Annotated in this window: 14 protein-coding genes; 3 read left to right on the forward strand and 11 right to left on the reverse strand. The window is 44.6% G+C overall.

Annotated features, from left to right (window positions below; translation table 11 throughout):
• Window positions 1–87: 87 nt before the first annotated feature.
• The 7 genes from OCV54_RS00745 to OCV54_RS00775 all read right to left on the reverse strand — a co-directional run bounded on the left by OCV54_RS00745 (window position 88) and on the right by OCV54_RS00775 (window position 12,502).
• Window positions 88–750 carry an HAD hydrolase-like protein gene (locus OCV54_RS00745; protein WP_055222327.1) on the reverse strand — a complete coding sequence of 221 codons (663 nt, stop codon included), beginning with the start codon at window positions 748–750 and terminating at the stop codon, window positions 88–90.
• A gap of 128 nt (window positions 751–878) precedes the next feature.
• Window positions 879–2,042: an enoyl-ACP reductase FabV gene (gene fabV, locus OCV54_RS00750; protein WP_055222328.1), complete on the reverse strand. Its 1,164-nt coding sequence runs from the start codon at window positions 2,040–2,042 to the stop codon at window positions 879–881.
• A 30-nt stretch (window positions 2,043–2,072) separates the two neighbouring features.
• Complete coding sequence (gene dnaB, locus OCV54_RS00755; protein ID WP_015534513.1) at window positions 2,073–3,404, reverse strand: replicative DNA helicase; 1,332 nt, start codon at window positions 3,402–3,404, stop codon at window positions 2,073–2,075.
• A gap of 16 nt (window positions 3,405–3,420) precedes the next feature.
• Window positions 3,421–3,867: a 50S ribosomal protein L9 gene (rplI, locus tag OCV54_RS00760; protein ID WP_015534512.1), complete on the reverse strand. Its 447-nt coding sequence runs from the start codon at window positions 3,865–3,867 to the stop codon at window positions 3,421–3,423.
• A 3-nt stretch (window positions 3,868–3,870) separates the two neighbouring features.
• Window positions 3,871–6,009: a DHH family phosphoesterase gene (locus OCV54_RS00765; RefSeq protein WP_015534511.1), complete on the reverse strand. Its 2,139-nt coding sequence runs from the start codon at window positions 6,007–6,009 to the stop codon at window positions 3,871–3,873.
• A 180-nt stretch (window positions 6,010–6,189) separates the two neighbouring features.
• Window positions 6,190–7,545: a glucose-6-phosphate isomerase gene (locus OCV54_RS00770; RefSeq protein WP_015534510.1), complete on the reverse strand. Its 1,356-nt coding sequence runs from the start codon at window positions 7,543–7,545 to the stop codon at window positions 6,190–6,192.
• A 148-nt stretch (window positions 7,546–7,693) separates the two neighbouring features.
• Window positions 7,694–12,502, reverse strand: a complete 4,809-nt coding sequence (locus OCV54_RS00775; RefSeq protein ID WP_055222329.1) for a YDG domain-containing protein — start codon at window positions 12,500–12,502, stop codon at window positions 7,694–7,696.
• 214 nt (window positions 12,503–12,716) lie between these two features.
• Between OCV54_RS00775 and OCV54_RS00780 the strand changes: the two genes are divergently transcribed.
• On the forward strand, window positions 12,717–13,520 hold the full coding sequence (locus OCV54_RS00780) for a MerR family transcriptional regulator (RefSeq protein WP_055222330.1): 804 nt from the start codon (window positions 12,717–12,719) through the stop codon (window positions 13,518–13,520).
• 31 nt (window positions 13,521–13,551) lie between these two features.
• Here the strand turns inward: OCV54_RS00780 and OCV54_RS00785 are convergent, their stop codons facing one another.
• Window positions 13,552–14,532, reverse strand: a complete 981-nt coding sequence (locus OCV54_RS00785; RefSeq protein WP_242859616.1) for a polysaccharide deacetylase family protein — start codon at window positions 14,530–14,532, stop codon at window positions 13,552–13,554.
• A gap of 84 nt (window positions 14,533–14,616) precedes the next feature.
• A complete protein-coding gene (locus OCV54_RS00790) occupies window positions 14,617–15,315 on the reverse strand; it encodes a hypothetical protein (RefSeq protein WP_055222331.1) in 699 nt (232 codons plus the stop codon).
• A 253-nt stretch (window positions 15,316–15,568) separates the two neighbouring features.
• Between OCV54_RS00790 and OCV54_RS00795 the strand changes: the two genes are divergently transcribed.
• Window positions 15,569–15,817, forward strand: coding sequence for a TIGR03905 family TSCPD domain-containing protein (locus OCV54_RS00795; protein WP_015534506.1), 249 nt, complete (start codon window positions 15,569–15,571; stop codon window positions 15,815–15,817).
• A 20-nt stretch (window positions 15,818–15,837) separates the two neighbouring features.
• A complete protein-coding gene (locus OCV54_RS00800; protein ID WP_055222332.1) occupies window positions 15,838–16,911 on the forward strand; it encodes an undecaprenyldiphospho-muramoylpentapeptide beta-N-acetylglucosaminyltransferase in 1,074 nt (357 codons plus the stop codon).
• 104 nt (window positions 16,912–17,015) lie between these two features.
• Here OCV54_RS00800 and OCV54_RS00805 read toward each other — a convergent pair whose 3' ends face one another.
• Window positions 17,016–17,903: an IS3 family transposase gene (locus OCV54_RS00805; protein WP_082418098.1), complete on the reverse strand. Its 888-nt coding sequence runs from the start codon at window positions 17,901–17,903 to the stop codon at window positions 17,016–17,018.
• The gene (locus OCV54_RS00810; RefSeq protein WP_055147328.1) at window positions 17,834–18,397 is read right to left on the reverse strand and encodes a transposase; all 564 of its coding nucleotides are present in this window, start codon (window positions 18,395–18,397) and stop codon (window positions 17,834–17,836) included. The genes OCV54_RS00805 and OCV54_RS00810 overlap by 70 nt, the downstream gene beginning before the upstream one ends.
• Window positions 18,398–18,440 lie beyond the last annotated feature (43 nt).

Genomic DNA, 18,440 nt, shown 5'->3' on the forward strand with positions numbered 1-18,440 from the left:
TTTATTATACATACTGATTTTCTCAAATTAAGCGTAATCTTTTCTCAAAACATGCCGCCATCTTTTTTCTTCAGATTGCTCTGCAATCTACAATTTCAGGATTTCCTCCGGTGTCTCTACTATGTTGTCGGCGCCGGCTGCTTCGAATTCTTCTCTGCTGCCGTAGCCGTAGAGGACTCCTATGGTCTGGAGGCCGCAAGCTTTGCCACCTTCTATGTCGTAGCGTCTGTCGCCTATCATCACAACCTGGTTTGATTTTATCATATCTTCTGTCAGTCCGTGATCTTTCTTGAGGCTTTCAAGGACCTGGGATATGATGTGCTTCTTGTCTGATCCTGTTCCGTCGGGATTACTTCCAACTACAACGTCAAAATATTTTCCCACACCGAACTTCTCAAGGATACGGAGTGTCGGCTCTGTCGGCTTGCTGGTTGCAACTGAGAGTATGCAGCCCTTCTCCTTAAGGGCACGCAGGGTGTCTGCCACTCCGTCGTACACCTCAGCCTCGAAGAGACCTACCACGTTGTATCTCTCTCTGTACTTCGCAACCATCTCTTTCGCTTTTGCGTCGTCCATGCCGAATTCCCTCACGAAAGAATCATAAAGTGATGGTCCTATAAAGCTTCTGAATACTCTGTATTCAGGATATGGAATTCCAGCCCAGTCAAGAGCGTATTTTATACAGTTGAATATTCCTTCCTCAGACTTGGTGATGGTTCCATCAAGATCAAATAATAAATATTTGTACATATACCGTCTTCCTCCTTGCGAAAATAATGGGTCAGGCACACCAAAAAAGCGCTTACCGAAATGCCCCGCAAATTCTATGAATCTGTGGGGCATTTGTAGTATTTATATATTGAAACTACCCATGAATATTACATGATATCAACATCTGCTGAGTAATCCACACCGTCGATCTTGAAACCGAACATGTTGTAGAAATCCTCCCAGTATCCATCGATGTCTGCTATATCCTTGACATTGTCATTGTTGACTGTATCCCAGTGCTCAGCAACAACTTCCTGAACATCATCTCTCATCTCCCAGTCGTCCATACGGATGAATCCGTTGTCGTCCACCTGGGTGTCATCCAGGATCTTATCCATGAACAGTCTCTGCATCTGCTCTATGCATCCCTCGTGGAGTCCCTTCTCTTTCATAACTTTGTAGAGAAGTGTGATATACAGAGGTACGATAGGGATAGCTGCACTTGACTGTGTGACAAGAGCCTTGTTGATGGCTATCTTCGCCTTTATGTTAGGGAACTTTTCATTTATAATGTCTGCTGACTTGTACAGATCCTTCTTTGCCTGTCCGATCGATCCCTCAGCGTAGATAGGGAATGTGATCTTTGGTCCTATGTATGAGTATGCAACTGTGATCACGTTATCTGCCAGAACTCCGGCATCTGAGAGTGCCTGCATCCAGTCGATCCAGTCCTCACCGCCCATCACCTTGATGGTGGCATTGATCTCGTCATCATTTGCCGCTGTTATATGTGCATCTGTGATGGTGTTGTCCTTGAGTACAAGTGTCTTGTTGGTGTACTCCTCACCAACCGTCTTGAGTACAGATGTGTACTTTGTTCCATCCGGAGTTGTTCTTCTAGGCGCTGCCAGACTGTATACGATCATATCAATCTTGCCCATATCTGCCTTGATGGTCTCGATAACCTGCTCCTTAATCTCGACTGAGAACGCGTCGCCATTGATGGACTTTGCATAGAGTCCGGCCTTGTGAGCCTCCTCCTCAAATGCTCTGTTGTTGTAGAAGCCAGCGGTTGCTGTACGGCGTCCATTCGACTCCTTCTCAAACATAACGCCGAGGGTATCTGCGCCATAGCCAAATGCAACTGCGATACGTGATGCAAGTCCGTATCCTGTTGACGCTCCGATCACCAGAACCTTCTTAGGTGCGTTATCGCTCTTAACTGCTCCCTTTGACTTGACATACTCGATTTGATTCTTTACATTCTGTGCGCATCCCACCGGGTGAGCTGTTGTACAAATAAAATCTTTAACTCTTGGTTCAACTACCATTTTCAATTCTCCTTATAAAACATAATATATTTAGTGCTCTTTGTTGGCAAACTTCGTGTATTCCTGCAGCCATACCAGATCCACAGATCCGGTGGCACCTTTTCTCTGTTTAGCTATGATTATCTCCGAGATACCCTTCTTGTCGGTATCAGGATTGTAATAATCATCTCTGTATATGAACATAACCACATCGGCATCCTGCTCGATAGATCCCGACTCTCGGAGATCCGCAAGCACAGGCTTGTGATCCGGTCTCTTATCAACCTCTCGGTTAAGCTGTGACAGCGCTATGATAGGCACATCCAGCTCCCTGGCAAGCATCTTCAACGATCTCGACATATCAGATACGAACTGCTGTCGCGACTCAACTCGTCCCGTCGTGCTCATAAGCTGCAGGTAGTCGATGATGATGAGTCCAAGATTGTTCTTGCTCTTGAGCTGTCTGCATTTTGATCTCAGCTCAGATATGGTGAGTGCTGAACTATCCTCTATGTACAGCGGTGCGGCAGCTATACTCTCCGCACTGGCAAGCACCTGATCCCAGTCGTCCTCAGCCAATTGTCCCGTCTGTACCTTCTGGGAATCAACCAAGGAATCCATGGCTATCATACGCGTTACAAGCTGCTCCTTGCTCATCTCCAGGTTGAATATCGCAGTGGCAATTCCCTTGCGCACGGCAACATGGTGGGCAATATTAAGGACAAATGCCGTCTTACCCATGGCAGGTCTAGCAGCCACCAGTATAAACTCCGATCCATGGAGACCGGTAAGCATATTGTCCAGATCTATGAATCCCGTAGGGATACCTGTTACTCTTGTGTTCTTTCTGGAAGCCTCCTCTATCTGCTCGATAACGTTCATGACGATCCTGTCGATCCCCACAAATTTGCTGGAGCCGTTCCTCTCCTTTATCAGATTGAACACACCACTCTCGGCCTGTTCAAGAAGCTGTTCAACTCCCTCCGAATCAAGATAACAATCCTTCTCCACTTCCTCGCACAGCTTTATCATCTTCCTGAGTATGGATTTGTCCGCCACGATCTCTGCGTAATGCTTGGCATTCACCGATGTCGGAACCGTCTCCAATATCTCCGCTATGGATTTGGTGCTTATGACCTCATCAGGTACATTGTTCTCCTCAAGCTTGTTCTTCAGGGTTACCAGATCGACCGCCTTACCCTCCTTGAACAGTTCTACCATATTCTCGAACAATATTCCGTACTGACCGTAGTAGAAATCCTCCTTGGTCAGCATATCGGACGCCTCCACTATGGCATCTCTGTCCATGAGCATGGAACCTATAACAGACTTCTCGGCATCCAGATTGTAGGGAAGCTTTTTCCTTGCAAATGCATCTTCCATGTTTTATCTATACTCCTTATGCTTCCTCGACCTTTACAGCAAGCTCTGCCTGAACCTCAGGGTGAAGCTTGACCTTCACTGAAAAGCTTCCTAACGCCTTGATAGAGTCCTTCATAACGATCTTCTTCTTGTCTATATCCTTGCCGAGCTGGCTCTTGATGGCATCTGAGATCTCCTTTGTGGATACTGAGCCAAATGTTCTTCCGCCCTCTCCAACCTTGATCTTAACAGTTACTGAAGCCTTCTCAAGCTCTGCCGCAAGTGCCTTGGCATCAGCAAGATTCTCTGCTGCCACCTTCTCCTCATGGGCCTTGCGGAGCTTGAAATCATTCATATTCTTTGGAGTTGCCTCCATGCCGAGCTTCTTAGGAATGATGAAATTTCTTGCGTAACCCTCATTTACCTCTACCATTGCGCCTTTCTTTCCAAGGCTTTTAACATCCTGTAATAATATGACCTTCATATCCTAAATATCTCCTTCCTTATACATCTCATTCAGGAGCCCAACAAGCTCCTTCTTTATATCCTCTGCTTTCGCATTTTCAAACTGAGCTGCCGCGATATTTGCATGACCGCCGCCACCCATTCTCTCCATGATTATCTGGACATTGACATCGTCAATGGCTCTTGCACTTATCTTGACATCCGCACCCATCTGCGCTATTACAAATGAAGCTCTGACACCTGCGATGTTCAGCATCTCATTTGCAATCTTGGCGGTGAGTACCACCGGCGACTCAGGGCCATCCCCAGGTGTAATGATTGATATGGCAAATGCATCAAGCACCATCTCTGCGTGGCTGACACCCTCCGCCTTCTGTCTGTAGGTCTCTATGTCAGTTCTGAACATCTTCCTTACTCGCATGACATCCGCACCGCTTCTCTTCAGGAACGCGGCTGCCTCAAAGGTTCTGACACCGGTCTTGCTCAGGAAGTTGTCGGTGTCAATGAGTATTCCGGCATACATGGCGTCCGCCTCTGTAGGCCTGAGCTTTATCTTCTCATCCATGTACTGGAGCATCTCTGCGATCATCTCACATGCAGATGACGCAAATGGCTCTATATACGACAGTGTCGCATTTGCAATGACATCCTTTGTCTGCCTGTGGTGATCGAATACCACTATGCTCTTCGCATATGCCAGCAGTTCCTCACACTCCGTGAGCGTAGGATTATTCACATCCGTCACAACTACGACCGTGTCGTCATCGACCAGACTGAGCGCCTGATCGTTGTTGATTATCATATCTGCCGGGTAGGAATTGCTCGAAGTGAAATTGCCGTATATCGGACTTATGGCCGATGACACCTCATTTACAACTATATGCGCCGTCTTGCCCAGCGCAGTCACCATCTTGTATATTCCTATACCTGAACCAAAAGCATCCATGTCCGGATTCTTGTGGGCCATGATTATAACCTTCTCCTTGGTCTCAAGAAGCTCCTTGAACGCAAGAGTCTTAACCCTCGCCTTAACTCTCGTGGACTTCTCCGTTCCCTGACTCTTACCACCAAAGTAGGTGATCCTGTCGGCGGACTTGATAACCGCCTGATCGCCGCCTCGGCCCAGAGCAAGCTCCATGGCGGAACGCGCTGCCTCAAAGTTTTCTATAAAGCTCTTGTAATCAGTACCAAGACTTATACTGAGTGTAAGCGGAAGATCATTTCCGATATTTATAGCCTTGACCTCATCGAGCAGGGCAAATTTGTTCTCCTTGAGCTGATCCAGATACTTCTGTGGCATCACGAACATGTACTTGTCCTTCTCAAGGCTCTTGACTATGGCGTCGACATTTGCCATGTATTTGTTAATCTTTCTGTCGACCAGGGCAACAAGAAGAGAGTGTCGTACTTCCTCAAGCGACTCAAATATCTCATCGTAGTTATCAATATATATGAGACCCGCAACCAGCTTCTGGTCATGGTTCTCCTGAGCGAGCTGATTCACCACTGTCACATCAAACATGTAGAACGCAAGGAAGGTGTCCGTCTTGCCGTGGTGTCTTGAACCACCGTGCGAAGACTTCGTCTCTTTCTTCTGCTCATCAGCCCCATCTCCGTCTGTGCCGGCCTCACCCGGCTGGGCATCCGTCTCTTCCATAGCAGGCTCAACCTTATTCACCTGTACACGTCTGATCTCATAACGGTATTCTCTTCCGTTAAATGCTATCTCTCCCTCGGTGACATCCTCCTGATAAGGAAGACTCTCCTCGGTAACCTCCTCAAATACCTGAACTATATTCAGCTTCATGAGCTTTCTCTTACTGGTCTCCGTTATACCTGAGAACTCGTCGTTCACCCACACAACTTTTCCATCCTCGTCAAGCAATGCGTACGGAACCGGGAACTCCTTTATGAGCTCCTTCTGCATCTTGCCGTGCTCCATGGCAAATTCCACATATCTGTCGCGGGACAAAGCATTCATCCTCAGGAAAACAACAATGCTCACCGCTCCGTATACTGCCGTAAAAATGGTGGCTATAACGCCGGCTCCTATTCCGACAAAATACATGAACACTGTCATCAGACAAAACATTCCTATCAGATACAATGGAACCTGTCTATATCGGTTGTACAGCCCCTCTACATCTCTCTTTTCATTCATATGTCACTGCCCTTCTTATCCTTCCATTCACAATGCAAATGATCAGGCTCAATTCTGAGCCTATACACTTCATAAGTATAACATTGTGCGATTCTGATTACAAGAAATATAGAATTGCAAAAAAATGCAGGTGTGGCAAAACACACCTGCATCTCTTATATATTAATCTGTAAAGATCTATTAACCGTTGATTCTTGCAAGAAGCTTCTTGCCAAGCTCCTCGTTGCCCGGCTTGCCGAGAAGAGCGAACATGTTCTTCTTGTAGCTCTCAACACCTGGCTGATTGAATGGATTTACACCAAGTGTGTATCCACTCACACCACATGCAAACTCAAATGTGTAGAACAGCTCACCGAGAGTGAACTCATCAATCTTGTCGATGTTGATCTGGATGATAGGAATTCCACCATCTGCGTGTGCAAGGATAGTTCCGTTCATAGCACTCTTATTTGCAAAATCAACTGTCTTGCCTGCAAGATAGTTAAGTCCATCAAGATCTGAGTCCTCTTCCTCCATAACAATCTCACATGTTGGGTTAACAACATTGATAACTGTCTCGAAATGGTTCTGTGAACCCTGCTGGATGAACTGTCCAAGTGAATGAAGGTCTGTTGTAAAGTCCGTAGCTGTTGGGAAAAGTCCCTTGCCATCCTTACCCTCGCTCTCGCCGTAGAGCTGCTTCCACCACTCTGATACATAGTGAAGTGCTGGCTCAAAGTTAGCAAGGATCTCGATTGACTTACCCTTGTTGTACAGTACATTTCTTACTGCTGCGTACTTCATAGCATCTGAATCGTCGAAGTCCTGTGCAAGACAATCCTTTCTTGCTGAAGCTGCGCCTTCCATAAGCTTATCTATATCAGCACCGCTTACTGCTATTGGCAGAAGACCAACTGCTGTGAGAACTGAAAAACGTCCTCCTACATCATCAGGAACTACAAATGTCTCATAGCCTTCCTCTGTTGCAAGTGTCTTGAGAGCTCCCTTTGCCTTGTCCGTTGTGGCGTAGATTCTCTTTGCTGCGCCCTCCTTGCCATACTTCTCAACAAGCTTCTTCTTGAAGATTCTTGAAGCGATACCAGGCTCTGTTGTTGTACCCGACTTGGAGATGATGTTGATAGAGAAATCTCTGTCACCGATCACCTGAAGCAGATGAGCCATGTATGTGCTGCTGATGTTTGATCCTGCATAGTAGATCTCAGGAGTCTTACGGATTGACTTGTCAACTGAATTATAAAAGCTGTGTCTTAAAGCTTCGATGGCTGCTCTTGCACCCAGGTAAGAACCACCGATACCGATTACTACAAGCACGTCTGAATCTGCCTGGATCTTAGCTGCTGCCTTCTTGATTCTCGCAAACTCTTCCTTGTCATAGTCTACTGGAAGGTCGATCCATCCAAGGAAATCATTTCCCTCACCGGTCTTGTTTACAAGTGTTGCCTTTGCAGCTACTACCTGATCCTTGATTGCTGCGATATCAGCGTCTGTAGCCATGGCTTTTGCATTCTTAAAATCGAAACTTACTGTCTGTGCCATTTGTTTTCTCTCCTTACTTGTATTAAATTTTTCACATTGAATCAATTTTAGCAAATAGGTATACCATAATCAACTATTAATCTCAAAAAACTCCCCCAAAACCACAACCGGTTTGGAGGAGTTTTCAATTATAACCATGTCTAAAGCACTACTTAACCGTCACTTTGATCTTTGCACAAACACCATTTTCAGACATTACATAAACCGTACATGTGCCCTTACGCACTGCCTTTATAACTCCTGCAGATGAAACAGTTGCCACCTTTGCATTGGATGTTATGAACCTTTCCTTCTTCGTAAGATGGTTTAACGCCTTCTTCTTTGGATTCTCAAGCTTAACCTTCTTGGTGATCTTAAATGTTTTACCTTTTGCAAGGTTAACCTTGGTCTTGTTCACAGTAACTTTCAGGACATTTGTCTTTGATGCTTGAGGCATTGCAACATGGACTGTATTTGTCCTGCCGAGATATACCTTCTTGCCACCCGACATCTTGTATGCGACTGTAAAATACTTGTATTCTCTCTTATTATTGAGGTTCTTATCGGCATATTTCTGGGACTTCGGTACATTAGCAAGCTTATTGAAGTTGTTCTTTCCATTACAATATGACCAGTATACATCATATCCTGTTGCACCTTTGACCTTATCCCATGTCAGATCTATTCTTGTTCCTGTTCCCTTTCCTTTCATAAGGAAGAACGGAAGTGTCTTCTTATAGAGTTCTGTTCCACTAGGTTCAACATTTGGAGATTTCTTTATAACAAGACGGCCAATGGCAAATGTTATATTGTAGTTTGGATTTGCACCCTTCTTCTGGCTTGCTGTGATCGTGTATGTTCCGGACTTCTCACCAGCAGCTCTCTTGAGAACAATTCCTGTAAGCTTATCCTTGCCAACAAGTCCCTCCGCTGTAAATGTAAACTTCGGATCCGCCTTGCCTTCATACTTAGATGCGTCATTTGCAGTTACTCTGATGGCTTTTTTGTTTACCGTGATCGCAACCTTTGTAGCAGCTGCCTTATAGTTCTGATTTGCCGCAACGGATACTGTCACAACCGCCTTGCCTGCACCAACTATAGTTACCTTGCCTGTGCCATCCACCTTGACAACCTTTGTATTGCTGCTTGTAAATGTTTTCTTGTCATTTCTACTGCACTTCACATTGAGGGCAAACTTTGCACCTCCATATGTCTTAGCTCCAACCTTTCCTACAGTAAGAGTTGTTCCCGCAGGAGTGATATCTGCCTTTGCTGTCTGCTGCTGGGCATCTTCTGTAAGTATATAGTTTGAAGCGGTCTTTCCGCTGATCTTTATATCTGTGATGCTTACAGTTTTGCCTGTTCCCACATCTGCACTGTCAAATGTTCCTGTAGCTGTAACTGCAATCACATCTGCGCTGACCTTACCATTCAGAACAACGCCTGAATAGTCAAGCTTTGCCTCTGTCTGTCCATCGTAAGCCTTTGATGTAGCTTTGATTCCCGATACAGCAAGTGGTCTTCTGTTGATGGTGATAGTTGCATGTCCGGATATCGTGTCATATCCCCTTGCTGCAACCTTATAATATACAGTGTATGGTTCATCTGAAGCCTGACTGTACTTCGGACTTACAGTCTTATCGCATGCATCCTCAGAAGTTCCATACGTCACAACCGCATCCTCTGGAATATCACCTGTAACTGTTATTCCATATGACTTGCCGTCATATGTCTTTACAATATCTGCCGCTGTTATGTCTGTCGGAGCTTCTCTCTTTGCAACTGTGAACTGAACCGGTTGTGTTACATACTCATTGTAATTGGTTGTAGCACAAACCTTGGCATACATATAATATGTGCCCGGATCTGCCGATCTGGAGTTCTCCCACAATGTTCCATCCGTGTTGCTGTTCTCTGTTGTGTAGTAATACTCTATAACAGGATCCTCTTGTGCTCCTGTAACCGCTGGAGCCTCTACACTGTCGCCAAATGTGTAATCGATTACATCAAATTCAACATTCTGATCAAGTCTCTGTATTTCAAATTCTGCATAAGCCGTAACATCAGCTATCTTCACAACAAACTTATAAGTACCTGCATTTACCGGCGCATTCTCATTTTCCGGATAATCGGTATCACCTGTTCCCTCATAATATGTAACAGCTGCATCTCCGGTCTTCTCTGTTATCCAGTTATTAACAACTGCACCTGCATATTCTGTGCCATCATACGCTCTGCTTTCTGCTGTCACAGTACAACTGACCGCCTCGTTTCTGCCCTGATATGCGCAGTGTGCCGGATCCTCAGTTTCATTGCAATATGCAATTATCTTGTTACTGTGGCCTTCTTTTATCTCATACGTCCAGTCATGATAATGAACCATATCCCATGACTTGTTCTGAAGCATGTAATTGGCTGCATTTTCCGTAGTTGCAAGCCCAAATCTGTATGTAGTTACAACCTTCTCTATTCCTAGTGTAACGTCCCACAGTACTACAGTATAATCCTCGTCATATACAAGTTCATCTCCATCCAGCAATCCTGAGAACTGGATTCCCTGTATATATGCATTTTCATCAACAATTACCTTATCCGCTGTGATCGTTTTCTTTTCGATAGTCACAGTCACATCGCCAAATACCGGTGAACACTCATCTGCTGTAACAAGGTAATACACCTTATATGTTCCTGCATTTTTAAGCTCATGAACCGCCTGTGTGTACGGCTCATCTGCAGCCAGCGAATAACGGATAGAAGCTCCATCCAGGCCATCTGCAATTGTAACAGATGGGCTATGTATCAATCCATCGTAAGTGCAGGTTGTATCTTCTGCAGTTACTCCGGCGATCAGGTCACGTGAGACTGCCTTGGCATCTGACCACAATGAAGCTGGTTTTGTCGTATTAGCCACGTATCTTGTGCGAACATATACCCTCTGATTCTCTTCAAGTCCTGAGATAACATAATTATCTGACACATTCAGATCATCGAGAACTGTCCAGGTCGCTCCATCCGTCGAATACTGATACTGCTGTCCGCCAAGCGGGCTTACAGTCACAGAATCGCCAGTCACGCTTACTATCTCAACGCCTTCGCCGTCTGCAGCACTTTCCATATCGGCTGGTGTTGGATTCTGTATGTCTGCAAGAGTCTTCGGTGCAGATGGTGCCTCCGGTCTTGCTGCAACAGTTATATCAGCAGGTGTATCCTGACTGTCTTTCTTGCGGATACTTATATTTTTACCAAACAAACTATATGATACGTCGTTATCATCTGTTCCCTCAAGAGCTATATCACCATACATATCACTCACAATGTCATATGACTCGCCATCAACAGTGATGATATATGATGTATCGCCATCAAGCTCTGTCAGATTTTCTGTTATATAATCAACCTGTCCTGTAACTGCTCCTACATCAGCCACCGCTCCAACGCTGAATTTGAAACCTATATGTCCGCCATCTTCAACATTTGTCCATGACATTGTCAATCCCGAATCTATTCCTTCAACCAGGGATGCAGCATTCTGACCATTTATTTCAGCAGTTTCCTTTATGTAGCTTGATGAACCTGTATTGTACTCAAATATTCTTCTGGAATCATAGCCCCCGATCCAGTAATTACTTGCCTGTGTTATAGGGGCAAGAACAAATGATGGAGTATCATCTGCCGCATCCGCCGCTTTAGCAACTCCCATCATCGCTATCTGCTGTAATTCACCATTCTTGACAGTGGCAGCAAGCACCGCTTCATCTGCACTGTCAGAGCTTGTAATACTATTTCCAATGTTCGCATCCGCTCCTATTGCAAATGAATGCTGTCCCTCACCAAGTTCAGCATCAAAAATCAGATCGTGAGTATTCATAGGATCAAACGACAATCTTAGAGCTGCAAGCGAAGCCACAGATACTTGTGATGTAGCCGTTTCAGCTGAAGGCTCTGAATCGCTTCTGCTGTACAATCTCCATACTTTGTCGTAGCTTGTTCCAAGCATATAGTTCTTTCCGTCCTTGGTATACAAGCCAACAATATCAAACCCATTGCCATTGGCCATATAGGCCATAACTCCATTGCTTATATACCAGCAAGTATTTGGCTTTGTCCACGTATTTCCATTGTCACTGGTAGGGATAACTGCCTTTACCGCTCTGCTGGCTGTACCATCCACCACGCACCTGTACCAGTATCCATGAGTCGGGGTGAACGTATATGTACTTCCATTTGCACCTTCAATATCTGTAAATGGTCCACGCTTACTGGTTGCGCTCTGCCACTGATATGTTGCAGCTTCCCCTGTCACGTCCATAACGAGAGTGATTGAACTATTCGTCATATTCTTGCCATATGGATATCCATTGTTCATGAATACAACTTCTTCCTCCGAAGGATCTGTATTGCCTCCGCCTGAAAAGCCACCGATCTGAAATGTTATTTCATTGCCGCTGGCGTCCACGATCTTGCCAGCATTCAGATCAATACTTCCTATGTAAATATCAGGGAATACATAACCATTATAATATGTCCACGTATACAGATAATACACACCCGTGGTACCCATATCTATTCCCTCTCCGGAAATGGTATCCGTTCTGTCATATGTACCTGAACTCCTTGAGAACGAGTTCTCTGTTATCCAGCCTTTAAATCCGCAGCCTTCAGGTGACTCGGCACTCGCCCATCCACTGTACCTATGGCTGCTCAGATAATCACCAAAGTTTGTGAGATCTCCAGTCGTGAACTTCTCAGACTGAATGCCAAGCTTGCAGCTCGCGCTGGCATAACCGCTGGTTGTCCACCCCCACTTGAGACCTCTCATATGTCCATCTGTGCTTATATCCACGTCTGTTACCTTGATATTCTCCATAGCCGCTGCGTAGGCAGTATTCTTACAACCTATCGAAATCAAACACGTTATGACCATGAAAGCTGTCATGAGCCATGCCATAACTTTTCTGCATAGAATTCTTTCTTTCATACACTTCCCTCTCTTTCTCAATAAAACCTCTTTTTCGTGTGTCCGTTAATGTTTTCTCTCTGCAACCACTACCTCCTGTTAATTCTTGACTCTTTCCCTTTAACAATTTATGATAATTATAATTCGTACATCAATGTTCAAGTCAACAATATTTTTGCGGTATTTATGCAATATTCACAATTTTTTTGTCTATTTTTAAGGGGAGGGGGATCATATGAATCACGCAAATAAAAATCTATATCAAATTGGCGAAGTCACCAAAATGCTTGGAGTGACAAGAAGAATGCTGTTAAACTACGAAGACCTGGGGCTTCTGACACCCGCATACAAAAATGAGAGCAGCGGTTTCCGCTACTACTCTGCCGATAACATCGTACATATACGAATTATAAAAGTTCTTCAGGGACTAGGATTATCGCTATCCGAGATTAACAAGTACTTCAATAATACCGAAAAGCTTGAGGATGTCATTGAACGTATGACTACGCTCCGTTCCCAGCTGGATCTGTGCATAGCCCAGCTTCAGCTGCGTCAGTCCCAGACATCAGAACCGGAGATCCGTTTTATCACTCTTCCCTCATTCACTGCATTTTGTCAGGAGTTCAAAGACTCTGATCTGGCCAGAAAAACTGAAGATCTGCGCAAGACCTTTATCGAGGCAACAAAAAAATATCAACTGGACACCACAGGCAAAATGTGTACAGAGGTTTTTATCGAATCAACATCCGAAGGAAGATATGTCATACCTGTCGCAGCAGATCCTGACACCAATGACGAACACATAAAAAAACTTCCACAGACTGCAGCTATCTGTATATACCACCGTGGTCCATATGAAAATTTCGACACTGTCCAGAAGAAACTATTGGACTATGCAAAAGAAAACAATCTTGCTACTTGTGGTTATTTTCGCAATTCATTTATGGAGGGTCCTCCAACCCACGGAGCAAATAAAGATGCTTATATCACACAGATCGCACTGCCAATACACAAAAGCTCTCCGTTCGGATCGGCATGATCCGCACAGAGAGCTTCTGTTTCTGATACCACTATTCAATTTTCATCTCATTCAAAGACCTGAACTCATATCCCTCCTTCTCCAGGTTTGTGAGAACCGTATCAAGTGCCTGCGCATTGGACGACGACACATTGTGTATGAGAGGAATGGCTCCCGGATGATGATATTTCGCAAAATGATCAATGACATAGTCCGTCCCCGGCTGATTGTTCACATCATAATCAAGGTAAGCCATACTCCAGAATATGGTCTTATACCCCATATCCTTAGCCAGCTGCAGAACCTGTTCACTGTACTCACCGCTCGGCGGTCTGAAATACATATCCATTTCATACCCAGTTTCATTCCTCATAAAGTCTGAGCACTCCTTTAACTCACTTTTCTGCTCCTCCACACTCTTCTCCGGCATGCACGGATGATGCACCGTGTGGTTTCCCACCTGATGTCCCTCCTCCTTCATCCTCTTTACTATATCCGGATTGTCCCTTATGTAAGTCATCGTCACGAAGAAGCAGCCCTTTGCATTGTGCTTTTTAAGCACATCCAGCATCTGCTCTGTATATCCGTTCTCGTACCCACAGTCAAATGTCAGATACATCACCTTTTCATTCTTCTCAGCACACACTCTGTCCACGTAGAACGCATCGTACTGCTCCAGCGGAAAGCTGTTGTCACAGCCACTCATTCCATGATTTTTGTCCCGCACTATGTACCATGAATATTTCTTTGTCGATATCTGGCTGTAATCCCTGAGTCTGGTCATATCCTCACCCCGACTCTCCCCGTCTGTGTCCGTGTTACTCTCCACATCTTCCGTCTTGTCTCCCGATTTTTCTTTTCCTTCCGCATCACCTTCCCCATTCTTCGCACCGTCCGCCTGACACTCTGCGTCCCCCGGAGTCGCCACCATCTTGGACAGATCCTCCTTGTCATATATGGAGCATCCGCTGAGCACGGCTCCGATCACGCAGGCAGCATACAGTCCTGCTATCAAGTACAGCTTTCTCACCATCTACCATCCTGAATTTATTGGCTTCTGCAGGCTGTTCTCACCCGCATTTCATCTGCAGCCCACCTGCACATGTCCACTCGCCGGTTATCCATCCGCCAGCATCTTCTTCATGATCCCGTCAAGCAGAGCATCATAATCTGACTTATCACTCCGCTGTGCTTTCCGCGCAGGCTTCGCCTTTCTTTTTATCCTGTCATTTTTATCTGTCTCACTGCATGCTGCCATGGCCTCAACAGTATCCTGCTTCGTCGTCTGTTTCTCTTCTTCCTTTTTCAATCTGTTTGCCAGGCTGTTGCCCAGATAATTTCTGGCGCTGTCACGCAGAGTCCTCATATGCCATTCACAATTCCACTGGTTATGAGCAGCCACCAGCACTATGCAGGCTGCCAGTCCACACCCCAGCATCTTCAATGTCTCCACGCCATCGCCTACTACATAATATTGATACGCCGCTGCAAATATGCCTGTCCCAGCTGCGGCCACTCCCATATTTTTCACAAATCCATTCCACACATTTATCGGTATAAAACCTATCTTCAGCCTGTCTATGTACTTGTCCACAAATGCGGCAGTGTCATGTATGTTCACATCCAGCGATGTTATATCCTCATACCGCCTGCGCATCTCCATCAATTGTTTTTTCCGCGTCGTTCCCATGCGCTCAGCCGCCTTTGCCAGTCTTGCAAGATAACTGCTCATCACAGCCCGTCCTGTCAGCCCTATACACCCACACACTATCATCACATACATACACACATTCTGATTCAACAAAATTTCAAACATAGTTTTCCCTCTCTTTTCAATTATTCGATCATATCCTGTCAGGGCTTAACCCCACATCCGTTTGGCCGGTCCGGATGGTAGTATTATATGAGCGACATTCCGGGGTATACAATTATTTTCGCTCGACAAATGTTTGTCTTTTGCATGCTCTTTTGATATACTTCAAGATGAAAAAAGCAGGATACATACATCTTAGAATGTATCAGCGAATATTAAAATGATTGGTTAAGTACAATAGAAAAGAGGTATTGTTATGGTTTATAAGACTAAAGGAACCTGCTCTGTCGAGATCAACTTTGACGTCATCGATGGCAGGCTGCATGATGTAAAGTTCACCGGAGGTTGCAATGGTAACCTCAAGGGTATCGGAGCTCTCGTAGAAGGCATGAAGCCAGAGGACGTCATCGCCAGACTTGAGGGCACAACCTGCGGTTTCAAGCCGACTTCATGCCCGGATCAACTGGCTCAGGCACTCAAGCAGTATCTGGCTTCAGCACAGTAACAGGAGGATTAACAATCATTATGAAGAGAATTATATTGACAGGCGGCGGTACAGCAGGTCATGTCACACCAAACATGGCACTTATGCCGGAGCTGAAGAAGCACGGATATGACATCCAGTACATCGGTTCATATGACGGCATGGAAAAAAAGCTTATAGAAGATATGGGCATCCCTTATCACGGCATAGCTTCAGGAAAGCTCAGAAGATACTTCTCAATGAAGAACTTCTCAGATCCGTTCAAGGTACTTAAAGGAATATCTGAAGCAAAGAAGCTCATGAAAGAGCTCAAGCCTGATGTAGTATTCTCAAAGGGAGGATTTGTCACAGTCCCTGTGGTATTTGCCGCACACTCAGCAGGTATCCCTGTGGTGATACACGAATCAGATATGACTCCCGGCCTTGCAAATAAGCTCGCCCTTCCAAAGGCGACAAAGGTATGCTGTAACTTCCCTGAGACAAAGGATCTCTTCCCTGAGGGCAAGGCAGTCGTAACCGGAACCCCTATCAGAGAGGAACTTTTCCGCGGCGATTCCGCATTTGCATATAACTACTGCGGTTTCACTGACAACAAGCCTGTTCTCCTTATCGTGGGCGGAAGTTCAGGAAGCGTCATAATCAACAACGCAATAAGAGACAATATCGACCGTCTTCTGGAGACCTTCAACGTCATCCACCTGTGCGGCAAGGACAATCTGGATGAATCCCTCAAGGATAAGAAGGGCTATGTCCAGTACGAATATGTAAAGAAGGAACTTGCAGGCATGCTTGCACTGTGCGATATCATCATCTCACGTGCAGGAGCCAATGCCATCTGTGAGCTTCTCGCACTCAGAAAACCGAACATCCTCATACCACTGTCAAAGGCTGCATCAAGAGGTGATCAGATTCTCAACGCCCAGTCATTTGAGAAGAGCGGATACAGCTATGTGATCCAGGAGGAAGAGCTTAACACAGAGTCTCTGTTCGCCGGAATAAATGAAGTGTACAACAACAAAGAGAAATATATCCAGGCTATGGAGTCCAGCAACCTGACCGACTCAACGGGAATCATCATCAACATGATAGAGGATCTCGTAAACAGCCACGACTGATCTGCATAAGATCTGCAAAAGCAATTATAAAAAGGCAAAATAAAACTCCACACCGTCTAAATCATAGTGATATGTACCCAGAATCCTGGACACATATTTATGAACTAGGCTGAACACATGGATGCTATCCTGTATTGTACAGGTGGCATCCATTTTGTTTTTGCCTGAATTCTTTTGTTATTATAATAATCTATATATTCTTCAACCGCTTGTGAGAATTCTTCGAAGGAAGAATAGTCTTTCTCATAACCATAATACATCTCATTTTTCAATCTTCCAAAGAATGTCTCCATAATACAATTGTCATAGCAATTACCTTTCCGTGACATGGATTGTACAATGCCATGTTCTTGTAAGGCATTTCTAAAATTGACATGCTGATACTGCCACCCCTGATCAGAATGAAATATTAATCCTTCGACAGAAGGAAATTTTTCAAAAGCTTTATTTAGCATTCTTTCTATCTGGCCAAGATTAGGAGTCCTAGATAAATCATATGAAATGATTTCGTTTGTATTCATATCTAACACTGGCGATATATAACACTTTCCCCATGAAAAATTGAATTGAGACACATCTGTGGTCCATTTTTGTAAAGGCGAAGTTGTGCTGAAATCTCTGCCTATTATATTATCAGCAATCTTACCAACTTGTCCCTTATAGGAATGATATTTCTCCTTTGGTCGTTTGCCGGCTAATCCTGATTCATGCATAAGACGCTGAACTCTCTTATGGTTCACCTGATACCCGCGATTAATAAGTTCCTGGTGAACCCTTCTTACGCCATATCTGCGTTTGTTCTCCTCAAAAATATTTTTTATTTCTTCTAGTACTTCTTGATTGCGTTCGGCAACAATATCGTTTCTGTTAATCTCAAAATAGTAAGTAGATTTAGCCATATGCATTGCTTTTAGGAGATACTTTAGTTGATATCCTTTTTCTCTGAGTTCTTTGATGATTGCTGCTTTTTCGCCTTGAGTTGCGCAACCCATTTTTCTTGCCTCAAGGCGATCCGTTTTTTTATTACTTCATTCTCGGCTTTGATATATTCATTTTCAGTTCTCAAGCGTATCAGTTCTTCTCGTTCCGATTCTGTTAAAGGTAATGGATTTGTTGATTTTTTCATTCTCGGTTCCTTTGTTGGTCGTCCTTTTTTACTTTCTACCAATCCATTATATCCTTGTAATTTATATTTGTGTACCCATTGATAAAGCAGTCCTGCATTAATGCCTGCTTCTATGGCAACTTTCGTTCTTGGTGTGCCTGCAATAACCTTTGAAATCAGTTCAAGTTTTTCTTCGGGTGTCCATACCTTATTAAACACCTTATGTTTTAAAACTTCTGGACCATGTAAATCAACCAATCTGGACCATTCTCGTATATGCCTTTTGAGAGTATTGGGATTCAGCCCCTCTGGGATGTCAGGATACGAACCCGAATGATACAATTCAACACACATCATTTTAAACTCATAACTATAACGCATAAAAATACCCTCCTTACTGGTTGTCCAGTAAAGAGGGTACATA

The organism is Coprococcus aceti (assembly GCF_025567285.1).
GTDB classification, from domain to species: Bacteria; Bacillota; Clostridia; order Lachnospirales; family Lachnospiraceae; genus Coprococcus; species Coprococcus aceti.

Bases quoted from the DNA above. Each gene is read 5' to 3' on its own strand.
- OCV54_RS00800 (WP_055222332.1), top strand. From the start codon at position 15,838: ATGAAGAGAATTATATTGACAGGCGGCGGTACAGCAGGTCATGTCACA.
- dnaB (WP_015534513.1), bottom strand. From the start codon at position 3,404: ATGGAAGATGCATTTGCAAGGAAAAAGCTTCCCTACAATCTGGATGCC.
- OCV54_RS00785 (WP_242859616.1), bottom strand. From the start codon at position 14,532: ATGGTGAGAAAGCTGTACTTGATAGCAGGACTGTATGCTGCCTGCGTG.
- rplI (WP_015534512.1), bottom strand. From the start codon at position 3,867: ATGAAGGTCATATTATTACAGGATGTTAAAAGCCTTGGAAAGAAAGGC.
- OCV54_RS00765 (WP_015534511.1), bottom strand. From the start codon at position 6,009: ATGAATGAAAAGAGAGATGTAGAGGGGCTGTACAACCGATATAGACAG.
- OCV54_RS00770 (WP_015534510.1), bottom strand. From the start codon at position 7,545: ATGGCACAGACAGTAAGTTTCGATTTTAAGAATGCAAAAGCCATGGCT.
- OCV54_RS00775 (WP_055222329.1), bottom strand. From the start codon at position 12,502: ATGAAAGAAAGAATTCTATGCAGAAAAGTTATGGCATGGCTCATGACA.
- OCV54_RS00810 (WP_055147328.1), bottom strand. From the start codon at position 18,397: ATGCGTTATAGTTATGAGTTTAAAATGATGTGTGTTGAATTGTATCAT.
- OCV54_RS00790 (WP_055222331.1), bottom strand. From the start codon at position 15,315: ATGTTTGAAATTTTGTTGAATCAGAATGTGTGTATGTATGTGATGATA.
- OCV54_RS00780 (WP_055222330.1), top strand. From the start codon at position 12,717: ATGAATCACGCAAATAAAAATCTATATCAAATTGGCGAAGTCACCAAA.
- OCV54_RS00805 (WP_082418098.1), bottom strand. From the start codon at position 17,903: ATGGGTTGCGCAACTCAAGGCGAAAAAGCAGCAATCATCAAAGAACTC.
- OCV54_RS00745 (WP_055222327.1), bottom strand. From the start codon at position 750: ATGTACAAATATTTATTATTTGATCTTGATGGAACCATCACCAAGTCT.
- OCV54_RS00795 (WP_015534506.1), top strand. From the start codon at position 15,569: ATGGTTTATAAGACTAAAGGAACCTGCTCTGTCGAGATCAACTTTGAC.
- fabV (WP_055222328.1), bottom strand. From the start codon at position 2,042: ATGGTAGTTGAACCAAGAGTTAAAGATTTTATTTGTACAACAGCTCAC.